12 protein-coding genes are annotated in these 19,183 nt (G+C 66.0%); 2 read left to right on the top strand and 10 right to left on the bottom strand.

The genetic code is table 11. The features are described from left to right. The first annotated feature begins 67 nt into the window (after positions 1-67). Positions 68-691: a LysE family translocator gene (locus HU772_RS11675; protein WP_186657890.1), complete on the top strand. Its 624-nt coding sequence runs from the start codon at positions 68-70 to the stop codon at positions 689-691. A 20-nt stretch (positions 692-711) separates the two neighbouring features. On the opposite strand, the gene HU772_RS11680 is transcribed toward HU772_RS11675, so the two are convergent. The 10 genes from HU772_RS11680 to HU772_RS11725 form a co-directional block, all read right to left on the bottom strand. Further along, positions 712-987 carry a peptidylprolyl isomerase gene (locus HU772_RS11680; protein ID WP_133323846.1) on the bottom strand — a complete coding sequence of 92 codons (276 nt, stop codon included), beginning with the start codon at positions 985-987 and terminating at the stop codon, positions 712-714. A gap of 95 nt (positions 988-1,082) precedes the next feature. Further along, positions 1,083-3,032 carry an acetoacetate--CoA ligase gene (locus HU772_RS11685; protein ID WP_186657893.1) on the bottom strand — a complete coding sequence of 650 codons (1,950 nt, stop codon included), beginning with the start codon at positions 3,030-3,032 and terminating at the stop codon, positions 1,083-1,085. 79 nt (positions 3,033-3,111) lie between these two features. After that, positions 3,112-3,882, bottom strand: coding sequence for a 3-hydroxybutyrate dehydrogenase (hbdH, locus tag HU772_RS11690; RefSeq protein WP_186657895.1), 771 nt, complete (start codon positions 3,880-3,882; stop codon positions 3,112-3,114). Between the two features lie 11 nt (positions 3,883-3,893). Then, entirely contained in the window at positions 3,894-5,285 is a 1,392-nt protein-coding gene (locus tag HU772_RS11695; protein ID WP_186657897.1) for a GntP family permease, read from the bottom strand. Positions 5,286-5,567: 282 nt separating this feature from the next. Next, positions 5,568-6,953, bottom strand: a complete 1,386-nt coding sequence (locus tag HU772_RS11700) for a sigma-54 interaction domain-containing protein (RefSeq protein WP_186657906.1) — start codon at positions 6,951-6,953, stop codon at positions 5,568-5,570. 168 nt (positions 6,954-7,121) lie between these two features. Beyond that, positions 7,122-8,138 carry an ABC transporter permease gene (locus HU772_RS11705; RefSeq protein WP_186657908.1) on the bottom strand — a complete coding sequence of 339 codons (1,017 nt, stop codon included), beginning with the start codon at positions 8,136-8,138 and terminating at the stop codon, positions 7,122-7,124. Next, positions 8,138-9,196, bottom strand: coding sequence for a microcin C ABC transporter permease YejB (locus tag HU772_RS11710; protein WP_186657911.1), 1,059 nt, complete (start codon positions 9,194-9,196; stop codon positions 8,138-8,140). Before HU772_RS11710 ends, HU772_RS11705 begins: the two co-directional genes overlap by 1 nt. Next, positions 9,193-10,992, bottom strand: coding sequence for an extracellular solute-binding protein (locus HU772_RS11715; RefSeq protein ID WP_225923135.1), 1,800 nt, complete (start codon positions 10,990-10,992; stop codon positions 9,193-9,195). Before HU772_RS11715 ends, HU772_RS11710 begins: the two co-directional genes overlap by 4 nt. A gap of 151 nt (positions 10,993-11,143) precedes the next feature. Beyond that, entirely contained in the window at positions 11,144-11,425 is a 282-nt protein-coding gene (locus HU772_RS11720) for a peptidylprolyl isomerase (protein WP_027594867.1), read from the bottom strand. A gap of 126 nt (positions 11,426-11,551) precedes the next feature. Next, a complete protein-coding gene (locus HU772_RS11725; protein WP_186657914.1) occupies positions 11,552-12,616 on the bottom strand; it encodes a 3-deoxy-7-phosphoheptulonate synthase in 1,065 nt (354 codons plus the stop codon). A gap of 694 nt (positions 12,617-13,310) precedes the next feature. Between HU772_RS11725 and mnxG the strand changes: the two genes are divergently transcribed. Next, positions 13,311-19,157: a manganese-oxidizing multicopper oxidase MnxG gene (mnxG, locus tag HU772_RS11730; protein ID WP_186657917.1), complete on the top strand. Its 5,847-nt coding sequence runs from the start codon at positions 13,311-13,313 to the stop codon at positions 19,155-19,157. Positions 19,158-19,183 lie beyond the last annotated feature (26 nt).

Raw genomic sequence — 19,183 nt, forward strand, 5'->3', positions numbered from 1 at the left:
GGTCGCTGTGCTTGACGCGAACACCCAGCGGGCGCGACGCTGCCGGGGTCCTTGAAGGAGAAAAATAATGGACCTGTCGAGCCTGCTGCTGTTCATCCCTGCCTGCTTTGCCCTGAACATGGCGCCGGGGCCGAACAACCTGTTATCGCTGCACAATGCCAGCCGCTATGGCCTGCGGATCGCCTGCCTGGCCGGTGCCGGGCGCTTGCTGGCGTTCAGCGGCATGATCGCCCTGGCGGCCATGGGCCTGGCGGTGGTGTTGCACACCAGCGAATACCTGTTCCTGGCAATCAAGGTGCTGGGGGCGGGCTACCTGTTCTACATCGCCTGGCAGTTGTGGCGAGCGCCGGTGGCTGAAGCGGCGGTGGCCGGTGAGCAGCCGCGCGGCACCTGGAAACTGGCGCGCCAGGAATTCTGGGTGGCGGCGGGCAACCCGAAGGCCATTCTCATATTCACCGCGTTCCTGCCGCAGTTTGTCTCGGTCGGCAGCGCCACTTCGGTTGGCGAGCAGTTCCTGCAACTGGGCGTGCTGTTCCTGTTGCTGGAGTGGGCGGCCATCGCCATCTATGCCGGGCTCGGCGCCTACCTGCAGCGCTGGTTCGAACGGCCTGGGCCACGCCGCGTGTTCAACCGGGTCAGCGCCTCGTTGCTGGGCTGCGCCGGGCTCGGCTTGCTGGCGGCGCGCCGCTGAGGGATCGCACGGCGACGGGCTCAGTCGCGGTAGAACGTCTGCACCAGGTGATAACCGAACTTGCTCTTGATCGGCCCGTGCACCACGCGCAGGGGCTTCTTGAAGATCACCTGGTCGATGGCGCCGACCATCTGCCCCGGTCGCACTTCACCCAGGTCTCCACCACGCTTGCCCGACGGGCAGGTGGAGAACTTCTTCGCCAGCACGTCGAAGGCCTCGCCGTTGGCGATGCGCTGCTTGAGCTTCTCGGCCTCTTCGGCAGTCTTGACCAGGATGTGGCGGGCTTGGGCTTTCATGGTGGGTACCTGTGTTTCAGGGCAAAAAGGGCGCCATTATGCCGCGTCGGGGGGCCAGCGCAAGCGCTGCGCGCCGGCAAGGCCGGCGCTTGCGATCAACGCAGTTCCGGGCGCTCGCGAAACTGCGCCAGCGCCTCGGGGTTGGCCAGGGCGTCGGTGTTCTTCACCGGCAGGCCATGCACCACATTGCGGATCGCCAACTCCACCAGCTTGCCGCTGAGGGTGCGTGGAATATCGCTGACCTGGGCGATCACCGCCGGCACATGGCGCGGCGTGGTGTACTGGCGGATCACCTGGCGGATGCGTTGGCGCAGTGCGTCGTCCAGTTGCAGGCCGTCACGCAGGCGCACGAACAGCACCACGCGCACGTCGCCTTGCCAATTCTGGCCGATGGCCACGCTCTCCAGCACTTGCTCGACCTTCTCCACCTGCCGGTAGATTTCCGCCGTGCCGATGCGCACGCCGCCAGGGTTGAGCACGGCATCGGAGCGGCCATGGATCACCAGGCCACCTTCTGGCAATTGCTCGGCATAATCGCCCTGGCACCAGATACCCTCGAACTGGCTGAAGTAGGCAACGTGATAGCGGCTGCCATCGTTGTCGCCCCAGAAGCCCAAAGGCATCGATGGGAAGGGATGGAGGCACACCAGTTCGCCTTTTTCGCCAGTGACCGGTTGGCCGTGCTCGTTCCACACCTGCACCGCCATGCCCAGGCCCTTGCCGGCAATCTCGCCACGGCGCACCGGCAGCAGCGGGTTGCCGAGCACGAAGCAGGCGACGATATCGGTACCTCCGGACATCGAGGCCAGGCACAGGTCGGCCTTGAACTGGCGATATACATAGTCGTAGCTATGGGGCGACAGCGGCGAGCCGGTGGACAGCATCAGCCGCAGGCTATCGAGCCGATGGGAAGTGGCCGGCTTCACCCCGGCCTGCTCCAGTGCCGCCAGGTACTTGGGGCTGGTGCCGAACACGTGGATGCCTTCGCCGTCGATCAGGTCCACCAGGCGTTCGGGTCCCGGGTGGAACGGCGAGCCATCGTACAGCACCAGGGTCGCGCCCAACGCCAGGCCGCTCACCAGCCAGTTCCACATCATCCAGCCGCAGGTGGTGTAGTAGAACAGTACCTCGTCGGCCTTGAGGTCGTTGTGCAGGCCGTGCTCCTTGAGGTGTTGCAGCAACACGCCGCCAGCGCGGTGGACGATGCACTTGGGCACGCCGGTGGTGCCGCTGGAGTAGAGGATATACAGCGGGTGATCGAAGGGCAGCGCGGTGAAGGTCGGGCTGCCACCGGGCTGGAAAAAGTCATTCCACAGCGTGGCCGGGACGGGGCCGAACTCATCGGCGCGGGTATTGGCGCGGGTATACGGCACCACCAGCAAGTGCTCCAGTTGTGGCAACTGGGCGAGTACCTGGTTGAGTGTGTCGACCTGATCGAAGGTCTTGCCGGCGTACTGGTAACTGGCGCAGGCGATCAGCACGCGCGGCGCGATCTGGCCGAAACGGTCGATGATGGCGTGGGCGCCGAACTCCGGCGAGCAGTTGGACCACACCGCGCCCAGGCTGGTGGCCGCGAGCATGGCCACCAGGGTCTGCCAGGTATTGGGCATGATCGCGGCGATGCGGTCACCGGGCTGGATGCCGAACTGGCGCAAGGCCTGTTGCAACCCGGCCACCTCGGCGGCCAGTTGGTTATGGGTGAGGCTATGACGGTTGCCATCCTCGCGCACGGCGACCACGGCCGGGCGATCGTCACGGCGGTGCAGCAGGTGTTCGGCGAAGTTCAGGGTGGCGCCGCTGAACCAGCGTGCGCCGGCCATCGTCGCGCCTTCCTCGAGGATGCTGGTCGGCGGGGCGTGCCAGCGCACCTGGAAGTATTCGGCCAGGGCCTGCCAGAACTGCGCACGGTGCTCGACGCTCCAGCGGTGCAGGGCGGGGTAGTCGTCGAGATCCAGGTTGAAGCGCAGATTCACCCGGCGACGGAAGGCGTCCATCCGGCTGGCTTCGATCTGGCGGGTGGTGGGGCGCCAGAGTACGTCGTGCATGTCGGAACCCTCAGGCGTGTGGTGGCCTTGCCGGCAGACACCGGCAAGACCGGTGTCTTTTTCCTTCACTCTAGCTGTTTCATTGCGCCAGCCAACCGCCATCGACGTTCCAGGCGGCGCCGCGCACCTGGCTGCCGGCCTCGCTGCACAGGAACAACGCCAGCTCGCCAAGGTGGCCAGGGGTGACGAAGGCCAGCGACGGTTGCTTCTCGGCCAGCAGGTCGTGTTGCGCTTGCAACGGATCGCCACCGTTGGCCGCGCGGTCATCGATCTGCTTCTGCACCAAGGGGGTCAGCACCCAGCCGGGGCAGATGGCATTGCAGGTGACGTTGCTGGTGGCGGTCTCCAGGCCAATCACCTTGGTCAGGCCGACCACACCGTGCTTGGCCGCGACATAGGCGGCCTTGCCGGTGGAGCCGACCAAACCGTGCACCGAGGCGATGTTGATGATGCGCCCCCAGCCACGCGCCCGCATGCCCGGCAGGGCCAGGCGGCTGCCATGGAACACCGCCGACAGGTTCAACGCGATGATCTTGTCCCAGGCCTCGACCGGGAACTGTTCGACTGGCGCCACATGCTGGATGCCGGCGTTGTTGACCAGGATGTCCACCGCGCCGAATTCACGCTCGGCCATGGCGAACATCTGCTCGATCTGCGCGACATCGGACAGGTCGGCGGGGTGATGGGCGACTCTCACCCCATGGCGAGCGATTTCGGCGATGGCCGGTGCCGGGTCGCCGAAGCCGTTGAGCAGGATATTCGCGCCAGCCTCGGCGAGCACCTGGGCTACTCCTAAGCCGATGCCGCTGGTGGAACCGGTGACCAGTGCGGTCTTGCCTTTGAGCGTCATGCCGTTCTCCTTCATACGATGCCGGTGGCGTAGAACGTGGCGATGACCACGAACACCGCCAGGGTCTTGATCAGGGTAATACCGAAAATGTCCTTGTAGGCCTCGCGGTGGGTCAGCCCGGTCACCGCCAGCAGGGTGATCACCGCGCCGTTGTGCGGCAGGGTGTCCATGCCGCCGCTGGCCATGGCCGCGACCCGATGCAGCACCTCCAGCGGGATGTTCGCCGCGTTGGCGGCGGCGATGAAGCTGTCGCTCATGGCCGCCAGGGCGATGCTCATGCCACCGGAGGCAGAGCCGGTAATGCCGGCCAGCAAGGTGACGGTGATAGCCTCGTTGACCAGCGGGTTGGGAATGCCGCGCAAGGCGTCGGCCAGGACCAGGAAGCCCGGTAGCGAGGCGATGACCGCGCCAAAACCATATTCCGAGGCGGTGTTCATCGCCGCCAGCAGGGCGCCGCTCACGGCGCTCTTGGTACCTTCGGCCAGGCGCTGGCGAAGGGTGCCGAAGGCGCATGCCAGGACCATCAGGATGCCCACCAGCAAGGCCGCCTGCACCGCCCAGATCGCCGTGAGCTTGGCCACGTCGCTCTGCACTGGCGCGGCCATGCCCGGCAGTTGCAGGGTGTGACTGGCGCCGTACCAGTGCGGGATCCAGTGGGTGAACAGCAGGTTCATCACCCCCACCAGGATCAGCGGCGCCAGGGCCAGCCAAGGGTTGGGCAGGGCGATGTCGTCAGCGGTTTCCGGTTCGTTGCGCAGGTTGCTGCCGTAGCCTTCGCCGGCGCGCTGGGCCTTGTTGCGCTGGCGTTGCAGGTAAAGCATGCCGGCGCAGAACACGAACAATGTGCCGATCAGCCCCAGCCACGGCGCGGCCCAGGCGGTGGTGTTGAAGAAGGTGCTGGGGATGATGTTCTGGATCTGCGGGGTGCCGGGCAGGGCGTCCATGGTGAAGGAAAACGCGCCCAGGGCGATGGTCGCCGGGATCAGCCGCTTGGGGATGTCGCTCTGGCGGAACATCTCGGCGGCGAACGGGTACACCGCGAACACCACCACGAACAGCGACACGCCACCGTAGGTGAGCAGGGCGCAGACCAACACGATCACCAGCATCGCCTGGCGGGTGCCGAGCAGGCGGATGGCGGCGGCGACGATCGAGCGCGAAAAGCCCGACAGCTCGATCAGCTTGCCGAACACCGCGCCCAGCAGGAACACCGGGAAGTACAGCTTGATGAAGCCGACCATCTTTTCCATGAATACGCCGGTGAAGGCCGGGGCCACGGCGGCGGGGTCGGTGAGTAGCACGGCGCCGAGGGCGGCGATGGGGGCGAAGAGGATGACGCTGTAGCCGCGGTAGGCGGCGAGCATCAGTAGCGCGAGGGCAGCGAGGGCGATGAACACGGTCATCGAGTGGGTCTCCAACTGTTGTTTTTATGGTTGGAAATGCAGATAGCGGGAATCGTGCCAAATTATTAAGTCATTGAAATATAAATAGAAAACTAAAATAGAACACTTGACAGTCTCTATCTTGAGACGTAACTACGTGGGGGCGGGCTTGCACGTCTCCTGTAGGAGCGGCCTTGTGCCGCGAAGGGTCGCAACATAGATTGCCGGGGCCGCTGCGCAGCCCTTTCGCGGCACAAGGCCGCTCCTACAAAGGCAGATCCCTTTTTTGAGACGATGGTCTCTTTATTGAGACTCTATCCCCAGCGCCACCATTTTCTTATACAGCGTCGACCGCCCCAACCCCAAAGCCCGCGCCGCCTCCGGCACATTCCCGCCACTGCGCGCCAGGGCATCGACAATCAATCCACGCTCGAACTGCGCGCACGCCTGGCGATAGTCCAGTACCGGCGCAGCCGAAGCCACCGGGCTCATCGGCCCCAACGCACTGATCAAATCCGACACATTCAAGCGCGGCTGGTCCGCCAGCAAGGTCGCCCGTTCCAGCACGTTGCGCAGCTCACGGATGTTCCCCGGCCAGGCATGGCGCCCCAGCAGTGCCTGGGCCTCGGGCTCCAGCTCATACTGGCTGCCCAGCTCGGCGAGGATCGCCTCGCACAGTGCCGGCAGGTCTTCCAGCCGGGCACGCAGTGGCGGCACCTCGATCGGCAGCACGTTCAAGCGGTAGTACAGATCGGCCCTGAACGCCCCCCGGGCCATGGCGGCCTGCAGGTCAATGGAAGTGGCAGCGATGATCCGCACATCGCTACGCAGCATCTGGTTGGAGCCCACCGCCTCGTACTCCTTCTCCTGCAACACCCGCAACAGCTTGCTTTGCAGGGCCAGGGGCATGTCGCCGATCTCGTCGAGGAACAGCGTGCCGCCTTCGGCCAGTTGCAGCTTGCCACTGCGGCCCTTGCGCTCGGCGCCGGTGAAGGCGCCGGGGGCGGTGCCGAAGAACTCAGCCTCGAGCAGGGTCTCCGGGATCGCCGCGCTGTTGATGCTGACAAAAGCCTTGTGCGCCCGCGGCGAAGCGGCGTGGATGGCATGGGCCAGCAGTTCCTTGCCGGTACCGGTCTCGCCCAGCAGCAATACCGCTGAGTCGCTCCCCGCGCCACGCCGGGCCCGGCGCTTGGCTTCAATGCAGGCGGCGCTGCTGCCGACGAAGTGGGCGAAGCTGTAGCGCGCCTGGCGCGCGCGCAGTTGCGAACGGGTCGCGGCCAGCTCCTGTTGCATGCTGGCGTAGCGTTTGAGCAATGGTGACAGGCTACGCAACTCGTCGAACAGGGCGAAACCTATGGCGCCGATCAGCGTGCCCTGGTCATCGTGGATCGGCAGGCGCATCACCACCAGCGGCTCGTTGGCGGTGTCGAGCATGTCCAGCAGGATCGGTTTGCCGTTGCTCACCACCTCGCGCATCAGGCTGCCAGGGATCACTGCCTCGCACGGCTGGCCAATGGCGCTGGCGGCGTCGGCCAGGCCGAAGCGCCGTGCGTAGCGCTCGTTCATCCAGACGATGCGCGCCTGGCGGTCGACGATTACCGTGCCTTCGCTGGACTGCTCGATGATCTCGAACAGTGAGCGGATCGCCAGTTGCCGGACCTGCGGGTAGTCCTTGAGGTTGTCGTGCATCGAAGCTGTCCGTTGATTCATGATTGTCACGGAGACTGTAGGAGCGGCCTTGTGCCGCGAAAGGGCTGCGCAGCAGCCCCAGTTATTTTTGCCCTGCTTGCAGATCGCTGGGGCCGCTGCGCGGCCCTTTCGCGGCACAAGGCCGCTCCTACAGTGACCACAGCAAGGCTACGTGCGGGGATCGAACGCCTCGCGCAGCCCATCGCCGATGAATACCAGCAACGACAGGATCAATGCCAGGGCAAAGAACGCGGTGAAGCCCAGCCAAGGCGCTTCCAGGTGTTGCTTGCCCTGGGTCACCAGCTCGCCCAGCGAGGCACTGCCCGCGGGCATGCCGAAGCCGAGAAAGTCCAGGGCGGTGAGGGTGGTGATCGCCCCGGTGAGCATGAACGGCACATAGGTCAGGGTGGCGTTCATGGCGTTGGGCAGGATATGCCGCAGCATCACCTGGCTGTCCGCCAGCCCCAGGGCACGGGCGGCCTTCACGTACTCCAGGTTGCGCCCGCGGAGGAACTCGGCGCGTACCACATCGACCAGCGTCAGCCAGGAAAACAACGCCATGATCCCCAGCAACCACCAGAAGTCCGGCTCGACGAAGCCCGACAGGATGATCAGCAGGTACAGCACCGGAAGCCCGGACCACACCTCCAGTAGGCGCTGGCCGAGCAGGTCGATCCAGCCGCCGTGGTAACCCTGCAAGGCCCCGGCGGCGAGGCCGACCAGCACGCTGACCAGGGTCAGGGCGAAGGCGAACAACAGCGACACCCGGGTGCCGTACAGCACCCGGGCCAGTACATCGCGGCCTTGGTCGTCGGTGCCGAGCCAATTGACCGTGCTCGGCGGGCTGGGGGTGGGCACCTGCAAGTCGTAGTTGGGCGTGTCGGCGCTGAACGGGATCGGCGCGAACAGCATCCAGCCGCCCTGGTCTTCGATCAGTTGGCGCACGTACTGGCTGCGGTAGTCGGGCTGGAAAGGCAATTGGCCGCCGAATTGCTGTTCGGTATAGCGCTTGAGTGCCGGGACATACAGTTCGCCCTTGTAGCCGAGCAGCAGCGGCTTGTCATTGGCCACCAGCTCCGCGCCCAGGCTCAGCAGCAACAACCCAGCGAACAGCCACAGCGAAACCCAGCCACGGCGGTTGTCGCGAAAGCGTTGCAGACGGCGCCGGGCGATGGGCGACAGCATCAGCGGCCCCTCGCGTCGAAGTCGATGCGTGGGTCGAGCAGTGTGTAGCAGAGGTCACCGATCAGACGGATCAGCAAGCCGGCCAGGGTGAAGATGAACAGCGTGCCGAACACCACCGGATAGTCCCGCGACACCGCCGCCTCGTAGCTCAGGCGCCCCAGGCCGTCGAGGGAGAAGATCACCTCGATCAGCAAGGACCCGGCGAAGAATACCGTGATCAGCGCCTGCGGCACCCCGGCCACCACCAGTAGCATGGCGTTGCGCAGCACGTGCCCGTACAGCACCCGGCGCTCGCTCAGGCCCTTGGCCCGGGCGGTGACCACGTACTGGCGCGAGATTTCCTCGAGAAAGGCGTTTTTGGTCAGCAGGGTCAGGGTGGCGAAGCCGCCGATCACCAGCGCGCCTACCGGCAGCACCAGGTGCCAGAAGTAGTCGGCGACCTTGCCCAGCAGGCTGAGTTGGTCGAAGTCGTCCGATACCAGGCCGCGCACCGGGAACCAGTTGAGCGAGGTGCCGCCGGCGAACAGCACGATCAGCAGCAGGGCGAACAGGAACGAGGGCAGGGCGTAACCGATGACGATCAGCGCGCTGCTCCAGGCATCGAAGCGGCTGCCGTGGCGCACGGCCTTGCGAATGCCCAGCGGGATCGACACCAGGTAGGTGATCAGCGTCGCCCAGAACCCCAGTGACAGGGTCACCGGCAGCTTGTCGAGGATCAGTTCGGTGACCTTGGCGCCGCGAAAGAAACTCTGGCCGAAGTCCAGCCGGGCGTATTGGCCAAGCATCAGCCACAGGCGTTGCGGGGCGGATTTGTCGAAGCCGTACTGGCGCTTGATCTCCTCGATCAGTTTCGGGTCCAGGCCCCGGGTGGCGCGGGATTCGCCTTGTATCGCCTCGACCCGCGCGCCCGGCGCGCCACCGCCGATGCCCTGCAGGCGGGCCACGGCCTGCTCCACCGGCCCGCCGGGGGCGGCCTGGACGATGGCGAAATTGACCAGCAGGATCGCCAGCAAGGTCGGGATGATCAGCAGCAGGCGGCGCAGGATATAGGCGCTCATGGCGCGCTCCCCAGTCGTTCGGCCATCTGTTCACGGGTCAACGGTGTCGGGCTGATTTCCCACCAGGTATCCAGGCCTTCGTCATAGGCGGCCTGGACCTTGGGCAGGCCGAAGCGGTTCCACCACACCGTCGAGCTGCCAGGCGGGTAATAGTTGGGAATCCAGTAGTAGTTCCATTGCAGCACCCGGTCCAGGGCATGGGCATGGTGCAGCATGTCGGCTTGCGTGCTGGCCCGTACCAGGCCATCGAGCAGGTGGTCCACGGCCGGGTCCTTGAGCACCATCAGGTTGTTCGAGCCGGGGTCGTTGGCCGCGGCAGAGCCAAAATAGGTGTATAGCTCGCTGCCTGGCGACAGGGTGACCGGGTAGCCGGTCACCACCATGTCGTAGTCGCGGGCCATCACCCGGTTGACGTACTGGGCGGCGTCGATGTTGCGGATGTTCAGTTCGACACCGATCTGCGCCAGGTTGCGCTTCCACGGCAGCAGCAGGCGCTCCATGCCCGACTGGCCATTGAGGAACGTGAAGCTCAGCGGCTCGCCTGCCGCATTCACCAGGCGGTCGCCCTGGGGCTGCCAGCCTGCCGCCTCGAGCAGGGCAAGGGCCTGCAGTTGTTGCTTGCGGATGATGCCTGAGCCGTCGCTGACCGGGGCGTTGAACACCTGGCTGAACACTTGTTCCGGCACCTGCCCGCGCAGTGGCTCGAGCACCTTGAGCTCACCTGGGTCGGGCAGCGCGCGGGCGGCCAGCGGGGTGTTGGAGAACAGGCTCTGCTGACGGATGTACAGATTGCGCATCATCTGCCGGTTGCTCCACTCGAAGTCCCAGAGCAGGGCCAGGGCCTGGCGCACGCGGCGGTCCTTGAACTGTGGCTTGTTCAGGTTGAACACGAAGCCTTGGGCTATCTGCGGCTTGGCTGGGCCCAGGTGGGCACGGCTCAGGCGTCCGTCGTCCAGCGCCGCACCGTTGTAGCCGAGGGTGTAGGCGGTGGCGGAATACTCGCGGTTGTAGTCGTAGCCGCCGCCCTTGAGCACCTGGCGGGCGACCTCGGTGTCGCCGAAGTACTCGATGCGAAGCCGCGCGAAGTTGTACAGGCCACGGGCTACCGGCAGGTCGCGGGCCCACCAGCTCGGGTCACGCTCGAAGGTGATGCTGCGGCCGTTGTCGATCCGGCCGATACGGTAGGGACCGCTGCCCAGCGGTTTATCGAAGCCGGCGCCGCTGGCGAAATCGCGCTGTTGCCAATCGTGCTCAGGCAGCACCGGCAGGCTGGCCAGCTCCAGCGCCAAGGTGCGGCCATGGCCTGGCTTGAAGTCGAAACGCAACTGGCGTGGTGCTTCGATGGTCACCCCGGCGACGTCGGCGAACTGGGTGCGGAATTTCAGGCTGCCTTTGCTCATCAGCAAATCGTAGGTGAAGCGCACGTCCTCGGCGCGCACCGGTTTGCCGTCGGCGAAGGTGGCACGTGGGTCGAGGTAGAACCGCAGCCAGGCGTCATCGGGGCCGCGCTCCATGCGCTGGGCAATCAGGCCATAGACCGTGTAGGGCTCGTCGAGCGAGCGCAGCGCCAGCGGCGCGTACAGCCAGCCATCGACCTGGCTGACGCCGGTGCCCTTGTCGATGTACGGCAACACATGGTCGAACTGACCGATCTCCATGGCTGAGCGGCGCAGTGTGCCGCCTTTGGGGGCATCGGGGTTGACGTAGTCGAAGTGGCGAAAGTTCGCCGGGTAGCGGGGGGCTTCGGAATAGACGGTGAGGGCGTGGGTGGGGGCGGCGTGGGCAAGGCAGGCCATGCACAACAGTAAAACCGCACACACCACCTGTGGGAGCGGGCTTGCCCGCGAATGCGTCCGCTCAGGCAAGGCGGTTGCCTGGTCAGGCCTCTTCGCGGGTAAACCCGCTCCCACAACAATGGCGGTGTTGTTCAGGGTGAACAACCGCGGATCAGTCCTGGCGGCTGGTCACTTCCAGCAGGTGGTAGCCGAACTGGGTCTTCACCGGCCCCTGCACCACGTTCAGCGGTGCGCTGAACACCACGGTGTCGAATTCACGGACCATCTGGCCCGGGCCGAAAGAGCCCAGGTCGCCGCCCTGACGGCTGGACGGGCAGGTGGAGTTGGCTTTGGCGACTTCGGCGAAGTCGGCACCGGCTTCAATTTGAGCCTTGAGTTCGTTGCACTTGTCTTCGCTGCTGACCAGGATGTGACGGGCGGTGGCACGGGCCATGGGTAATGCTCCTTGAAAGTGAAGCCGCAAGCCTAGCGCAAAGCCACTCGCCCGTCATGCCCGGTAAGCGCGCGCCGGGTCGTGGCGACCCAGGCAGCAGCGCTCCAACGTCAACCGACCGTGCGTTCAGCGCAGGGCCTCGACAGCCTGGCGCAGCATCTGCGCGGTGGCGTCCCAACCCAGGCAGCCATCGGTAATCGACACGCCGTACTGCAGCGCGCCCTTGCCCAGCGCCTGGCACCCCTCGAACAGGTGGCCCTCGATCATCATGCCGACGATCGAGCGGTCACCGGCCAGGCGTTGGCGCAGCACGTCCTCGAACACCGCCGGCTGGCGCGCCGGGTCCTTGCCGCTGTTGGCATGACTGCAATCGACCATGATTCGCGCCTCCAACCCAGCCTTGGCCAGCCCCTGGCGTGCCTGGGCGATGCTCTGGGCATCGTAGTTCGGGCCCTGGTGCCCGCCGCGCAGCACCAGGTGGGTGTCCGGGTTGCCCAGGGTTTCGACGATCGCCGGGTAGCCCTGCGCGTCCATGCCGAAGTGGCGGTGCGGATGCGCGGCGCTGCGCATGGCGTCGCAGGCGATGCCGACGCCGCCGTCGGTGCCGTTCTTGAAGCCCACGGGCAGCTCCAGGCCGCTGACCATCTCGCGGTGGATCTGCGACTCGGTGGTGCGCGCGCCGATGGCGGCCCAACCGAGCAGGTCGTCGAAGTAGCCGGCGGCCATTGGTTGCAGCAATTCGGTGGCGACCGGCAGGCCGCGTTCGAGCATGCCCAGCATCAGGCCACGGGACAGGGCAATGCCGGCGTGCATGTCGTCGCTGCCGTCCAGGTGCGGATCGTAGGCCAGGCCTTTCCAGCCCACGGTGGTACGCGGTTTTTCCACGTAGGCGCGCATCACCAGCAGCAGCCGGTCGCTGACTTCGTGGCTCAGGGCGGCCAGGCGGTCGGCGTATTCCAGGGCCGAGCGTGGGTCGTGCAGCGAGCAGGGGCCGACCACCACCAGCAGGCGTTCGTCGCGGCCTTCGAGAATGGCGCGGATTGCCTGGCGCTGGGCGTGGACTTGCTGGGTGAGTTCCGTGGACAGCGGCATCTGCTGCTTGAGCAGGTGCGGGCTGGGCAGGCGCTGGCTGACAGTGGTGTTGGCCGCTTGCGGCTGGGTCAGGGGCAGGGCGAGGTTGGAGGCTTGCATGGCGTGTTCTTCCTTGGGCGGACAGCGGGTTCTGGCCCGCGCGGTCGGCCCTATCGAGGTGTTCGACAAATCGTCAAAAGGGGTGTTTGTGCGGCAATGCCACCGGAAATCGACCGAACGGAGGCGGCAGGCTGGCCCGAACGGAACTGGCTAAATCGCCATGCAAAGGTGCGGTAATAAGTGGCGTAGTTCATGAATCTGTCCTCAAGTTGAATCGGTGTGCAAAGGTCCGGAAAAACAAAACCCCCGGTCGGGGAGCCGACCGGGGGTTTGAGTATTCTCATGTTCGGCGGCCCCTCGAAGGTGGGCGCCGGGTGGGGATCGGCGCCTAGTGGCTAAACCAATACCCAAAATAAAACGCGGCAACGACGTTACGACCGGCAACGGCCAGCACAGGGCGCGCGGCGCGACCGGTGGTGTTGGCGTGGTTGCAGGAATGTTTCGACATGTTGCTCTCCAGTGATTGAGGCCGAGCTTACTGCACCTGTGTGGGGGCGTTCAATCATTAAATGCTATCGAGGTGATTGAGCGTTGCAGGAGCCGGTGCCGTGCCCCCATTTCCGGTTGTTCAAGTGGGGCAAATTGCCCTGAGTCGTGGTTGATGAAAATCAACCTGTTGAAAAATATGAACAAATTTACTGGCACGGGCCTTGCTCGACCTCCCCGCAGAATCCCTGCGTCCCGGAGGTGCCCCATGTCGACCCCCCGCAAAGGTCCGGCCTTGTCCTCATTGCTGTTGGCGCTGCTCGCCTGGCAGGCGAACAGCGAGGCGGCCGTGCAGTGCCAGCGCACGCTGGTGGCCAACGTGGTGGCCCTGGATCAGCCGCTGATGTTCAACCGCCTTGGCGCGCAGAACGCCAACGGCATGCTGTTCGCCCTGCGCCAGGACGTGGTGGACGAACACCAGGTGCCGCTGAGCAGTGGTGGCGCCGCGGTGCCGGGCAAGGTCACCCTGCGTCCGGACAAACGCCCACGGCCGATCGTGCTGCGGGTGGCCGCCGGCGATTGCCTGACGGTCAACCTGACCAACCTGCTGGCCTACCAGGCCAACCCCAACAAGCATGGCATCGAGCCCGAGGAAGCAGAGGGCGAGGAAGGCGAGGAGGGCGAGTTGCCGGAGGTCGAGCACGGCGAGGACTTCATCGCCGATGAACAGGTCAGCGACCGCCATGTGGGCTTCCAGGTCAATGGCATGCAGGCGGTCAACAGCATCGCCGACATCGCGGCCAACACCGGGCGCAACGGCAACTTCCTGGTCGCCCCGGGCAGCACCCGCAGCTACACCTTGTACGCCGAGCGCGAAGGCGCCTTTGCCGCCTCCAGCCGTGGCGCGCCGTTCGGTGGCGAAGGCAATGCCGGCAACGTCGCCAACGGCCTGTTCGGCCAGGTGGTGGTGGTGCCCAAGGCCGGGCGCACCTACCGCAACACCCTGACCGAAGAGGAGATGCGCCTGGCCACCACCGGGCGCACCGCCACCGGCCAGCCGGTGATCGACTACGAGGCGCGCTACCCGCAACGCCAGCCGTGGATCGCCGAAGGCAAGGCCGGCAAGCCGATCATCGCCATGGTCGACGGCAACGAGATCGTCAACAGCGAGACCGATGCCATCGTCATGGGCCCCAACCCCGACGGCAGTTTCCCCAAGAGCACCTACCCCCTGGAAAGCGTCGGCAAGCGCAACCCGGCGTTGCCCAACCGGCTGGAGGCGTTCCGCGACTTCGCATCGCAGTTCGCCGACGAGGTGGCCGGCACCCAGGCATTCCCCGGCTACTGGGCGGACCCGGTGATGGGCCACGTGCTGGAGCCGACCCGCGACTCGTTCATGATCAACTACGGCTCCGGCGGCATGGGCGCCGAGGTGGTGGCCAACCGCCTGGGCGTGGGGCCGATGCATGACTGCCTGTCGTGCGCCTATGAGGAGTTCTTCCTCAGTGCCCACACCGTCGGCGACATCGGCACCCTGGTGGATGTTCCGGCCAACGTCGGCCTCGAGCAGATTCGTCCGGGCGAAGTGCCGCCGGCCAGCGCCACCGGGGTCAAGGCGAGCATGGCCCTGTACCCGGCCGAGCCGGCCAACGTGCACCACAGCTACATTGGCGACTTCACCAAGTTCCGCAACACTCACAACGGCCACGAGCAGCACATCTTCCACCTGCACGGGCACCAGTGGCTGTTCAACCCCAACGACGACAACTCCGACTACATCGACGCCCAGGGCATCGGCCCGGGCGTGGGCTACACCTACGAAATCGCCAACGGCGGCTCGGGTAACCGCAACCGGGTGGCGGGCGACGCGATCTACCACTGCCATTTCTATCCGCACTTCGCCCAGGGCATGTGGGCCATGTGGCGGGTGCACGATGTGTTCGAGCCGGGCACCCGGCTGGCGGTCAGCGGCGAGGGCGAGAACGGTTTCCATGCCACGCCGTTCGCCCTGCGCAGTGGCAAGCCGGCGCCGGGCGCACGGGCCTTGCCCGATGGCGAGATCGTCGCCGGCACGCCGATCCCGGCCATCGTGCCACTGCCAGGCAAGGCCATGGCGCCGATGCCGGGCAAGGTCACGGTGGTACCTAAGCTCTCCGAGACCCTGGTCGCCGGGCATGACGATGATGACGAGGAGGAGGGTGATGATCATCCGGACGAACCCGCCGCGCCGCGCGCGGTCGGCTCCCTCGCGTTGGTCGATCGCAGCGAGAGCAACCGCAACGCCGACGGCAGCTTGAAGAACCCCGGCTATCCGTTCTGGATCGGCGGCATGGAAAGCAGTGTCGGCCAGCGTCCGCCGACTCCGCCGCTGGACATGCTCGACCCGGCCCTGGCCCGGCAACTCAAGGACAGTGGCAAGGCCCTGTGGGCCAACCTCGACCCCAACCAGGTCGATGGTTGGGACGGCGGCCTTGGTCGCCACGTGCTGGACGGCGTGTCCGCTGGCGGCGAGGCGGTGACCACCACCACCAAGCTGGATTTCTCCAAGGTGGTGCACAAGGCCAAACCGATCTACCTGCCCGAGGAAGGCACCGAGGTCGAGCAGGCGGCGATGCAGTTCCACGCCAAGGCCGAACACCCAAGCTTTGCCCTGATCCCCGGCAGCCAGCCGGTGGCCAAGGCCTTCCGCACCAACGGCGCCTTGCCCACCGCCGGCGCGCCTTACTACGAACCGTGCATGGATGACCGCGGCAAACGTCTGACCCAAGGCTCGGGCCAGGGTGAGTTCTTCAGCGGCGAAAGCCTCAGCGGCATGAGCTTCCGTGGCGCGTCCACCTTCACCGCCGACCGGCCACGCATCTACAAGGCGGCCAACATCCAGTTCGATGCGGTATACAACAAGGTCGGCTACCACTTCCCGCAGGCGCGCATCCTTGCCCTGTGGGAGGACGCCTGGCCGGTGATCACCAAGCAGCGCCCACCGGAGCCGCTGGTGATGCGCATGAACACCTTCGACTGCACCCAGTACGTGCACACCAACCTGATCCCGTCGTTCTACGAAATGGACGACTACCAGGTGCGCACCCCGACCGATGTGATCGGCCAGCATATCCACCTGCCCAAATGGGACCTGACCGCCGCCGACGGCTCGGCCAACGGTTGGAACTACGAAGACGGCATCCTCTCGCCGGGCAGCGTGGTCGAACGCGTGCACGCCATTCGCAGCTTCAACAACTGCAGCGAAGGTGATGCCCGCGATGGCACCGCGGCCTGCCCGAAAGCCAAGCAGCACCCATACTTCGGACGCTTCGGCCGGGCCGACTGGCTGGGCGCGCGCAGCGCCATGCAACGCTGGTTCGCCGACCCGCTGGTGAACGTGCACAACGTCGACCGTGGCCTGGGCACCATCTTCACCCATGACCACCTCGGCCCATCGACCCACCAGCAGCTCGGGCTCTACGCCACCGTGCTGGCCGAGCCCGCTGGCTCCACCTGGTACCACGCCGAGACCGGCGAGCAGCTGTACAACCCGGCCACTCGCCAGGACGGCGGCCCGACTTCATGGCAGGCGGTGATCCAGACCGGCGACCACGACGGCGACGGCAAGAACGACAGCTACCGCGAGTTCTTCCTCGAGTACAGCGACTTCCAGCACGCCTATGAAGCCGGCGTGTACGTCGGCGCCGGCCCCAATGGCGTGCCGGACGGCCAGGCCTACCCGGCCACCGCCGACAGCTTCCGCTATGCCATCAACCCGCCGGTACGCGGCAAGGCCTCCAACCTGCTCGAAGCCATCGTCGAGGAGCGCGGCGGCATCAACCCCGGCTGCCCGACCCGACCCTGCCCGCAGGCAATCTCGGTGGATGACCCGGGCATGTTCGTCGTCAATTACCGCAACGAGCCCCTGGCCCTGCGGGTGTTCGACCCGAACAAGGTCGGCCCGGACGGCAAGCGCGGCATGCAGGCCGACGGCCTGGGCGGTGATCTGGGCTACGCCCTGCAGACCCGTACCGACCGCGCCATCCCGGCGATGAACCTGGCGCCGTCGGCGATCACCCAGGCGGTCGGCCCCACCGGCGGCACCACGTTGTTCCCGCCGCATATAAACAAGGCCGGCAGCGAGCCGGGCGACCCGTTCACGCCGATGCTACGCACCTATTCCGGCGACAACGTGCGCTTGCGCATGCACGCCGGCGGCCATGAAGAGGAGCACAACGTCACCTTGCATGGGGTGAAGTGGCTGCAGAACGGTTCGGGCTTCGGCAACAGCTCCAACTCGGGGTGGAAGTCGTCGCAGATGATCGGCATTTCCGAGCAACTGGGCTTCATGGCGCCGGTGTCGATGATCTCCAGCTCCGCTGCCACCAACGGTGACTACCTGTACTCGCTGGACGCGGCGCTCGAGGGATACTGGAATGGCATCTGGGGCATCATGCGCAACTACACCGCGCAGCGTGCCGACCTGTTCCCGCTGCCCAACAACCCGCAGCCGGTGGCCATGCGCAACACCGTGAACTTCGACGGCATCTGCCCGAAAACCACGGCCAACGCCAATGGCATCGGCACCCGGCCGACGGTCAAGCGCAGCTATGAAGTGGTCGCCGCGCTGGCCAACGACATCCTGGCCAACAGCAACAACGTGGCGATCAACGACCCCAACGGCGTTGGCCAGCATGTCGGCGGCCCGCTCAAGGCCAATGGCGGCACACTGGTGTTCAACAGCCGGCGTACCAGCATCCCGTTGGTCAGTGGGGTTGATCCCGAGGATGGCGAGACCTTCACCATCGGTGGCCACAGCGCGCCGCTGCACGACCCGACTGCGATCCTTTATGTGCGCAAGGCCGACCTCGACCCTGGCACCGGCAAGCTCAAGCCTGGCGTGCCGGTGGAGCCGCTGATCCTGCGCGCCAATGCCGGCGACTGCATCAGCGTGACCCTGGAGAACCGTCTGCCGCTGATGATGCCGGACCTGCCCAGCACCGCGGTGATGCACAACGTGGCCAAGCGCGACCGCTTCGACAGCGAGGGCGCCACGGCCTTCGCCAACAACCTGATGCGTCCGTCCAGCCATGTCGGCCTGCACGCGCAACTGCTGGCCTACGACATCACCAAGTCCGATGGCGTCAACGTTGGCCTCAACCCGGTGCAGACCGTGCCGCCACGTACCGGCAGCAGCGGCGCCTACCCGACCAAGGTGTACCAGTACTACGCCGGGCACCTGGAGCGCGAAGGCAAGCCGACCCTGCAACTGGGCCGCACGGTGGACAACATCAACACCACCGCCATCGAGTTCGGCGGCCTCAACCTGACCCCGGCGGATGTGATCAAGCAACCGCAGAAAGGCCTGGTGGGCGCCATGAGCATCCTGCCGCAGAGCGCCACCTGGATCGAGGACAACGCCAGCCGCGCCCAGGCCACGGTGAAGATCAGCGGCCAGGCCGACTACCGCGACTTCGTCACGGTATGGCAGCGAGCGCTGAACATGCGCTGGGCCGACGGCGCCCCGGTGGCGGGGATCAATACCGAAGGCAACGGCGCGGCGGGCGATCCACAGGACAATGGCAACATGGCCGTGAACTACAAGACCGAGCCGCTGTGGCTGCGCTTCGGCATGGCGCCTGACTCGCCGTTCGGCCACGCCGACGGGCTAGGCTTTGCCGACATCCCCAATGCGCACATGGCTTACAGCAACGCCCTGGTCGGTGGCGATCCGCAGACCCCGGTGCTGTACGCCAAGCCAGGGCAGCCGCTGCGCAACCACATCGTCATGCCCAGCGGCGGCAGTCGGGGGATGACCTATCAGCTGGATGGGCATGTGTGGCCGCTGCATAACTTCCAGGCCGAGAAGAGCGATGTGGAGGGTTACCCGATGAGCCTGCCAGGTATCGGCTCGGTGCGATACGGCTACAACCCGATGGCGATGTACGTGGGTGCCCAGGAGAGCGTGCTGCCGGCGGCGCATTTCAGCTTCATGCTGCCCAGCGCCGGTGGCGCCAACGCGGTGCCGGGGGATTACCTGTTCCGCGACTATGCGGCGTATGGCAACACCTCGGGGCTGTGGGGGCTGTTGCGGGTGACCAACGAGGCGCCACCGGCTACGGCGCCGGGGCAGTAGGGGGGCTTTGCTACCACCATCAGTAG

Origin of the sequence: Pseudomonas xantholysinigenes (assembly GCF_014268885.2) — a bacterium.
GTDB classification, from domain to species: domain Bacteria; phylum Pseudomonadota; class Gammaproteobacteria; order Pseudomonadales; family Pseudomonadaceae; genus Aquipseudomonas; species Aquipseudomonas xantholysinigenes.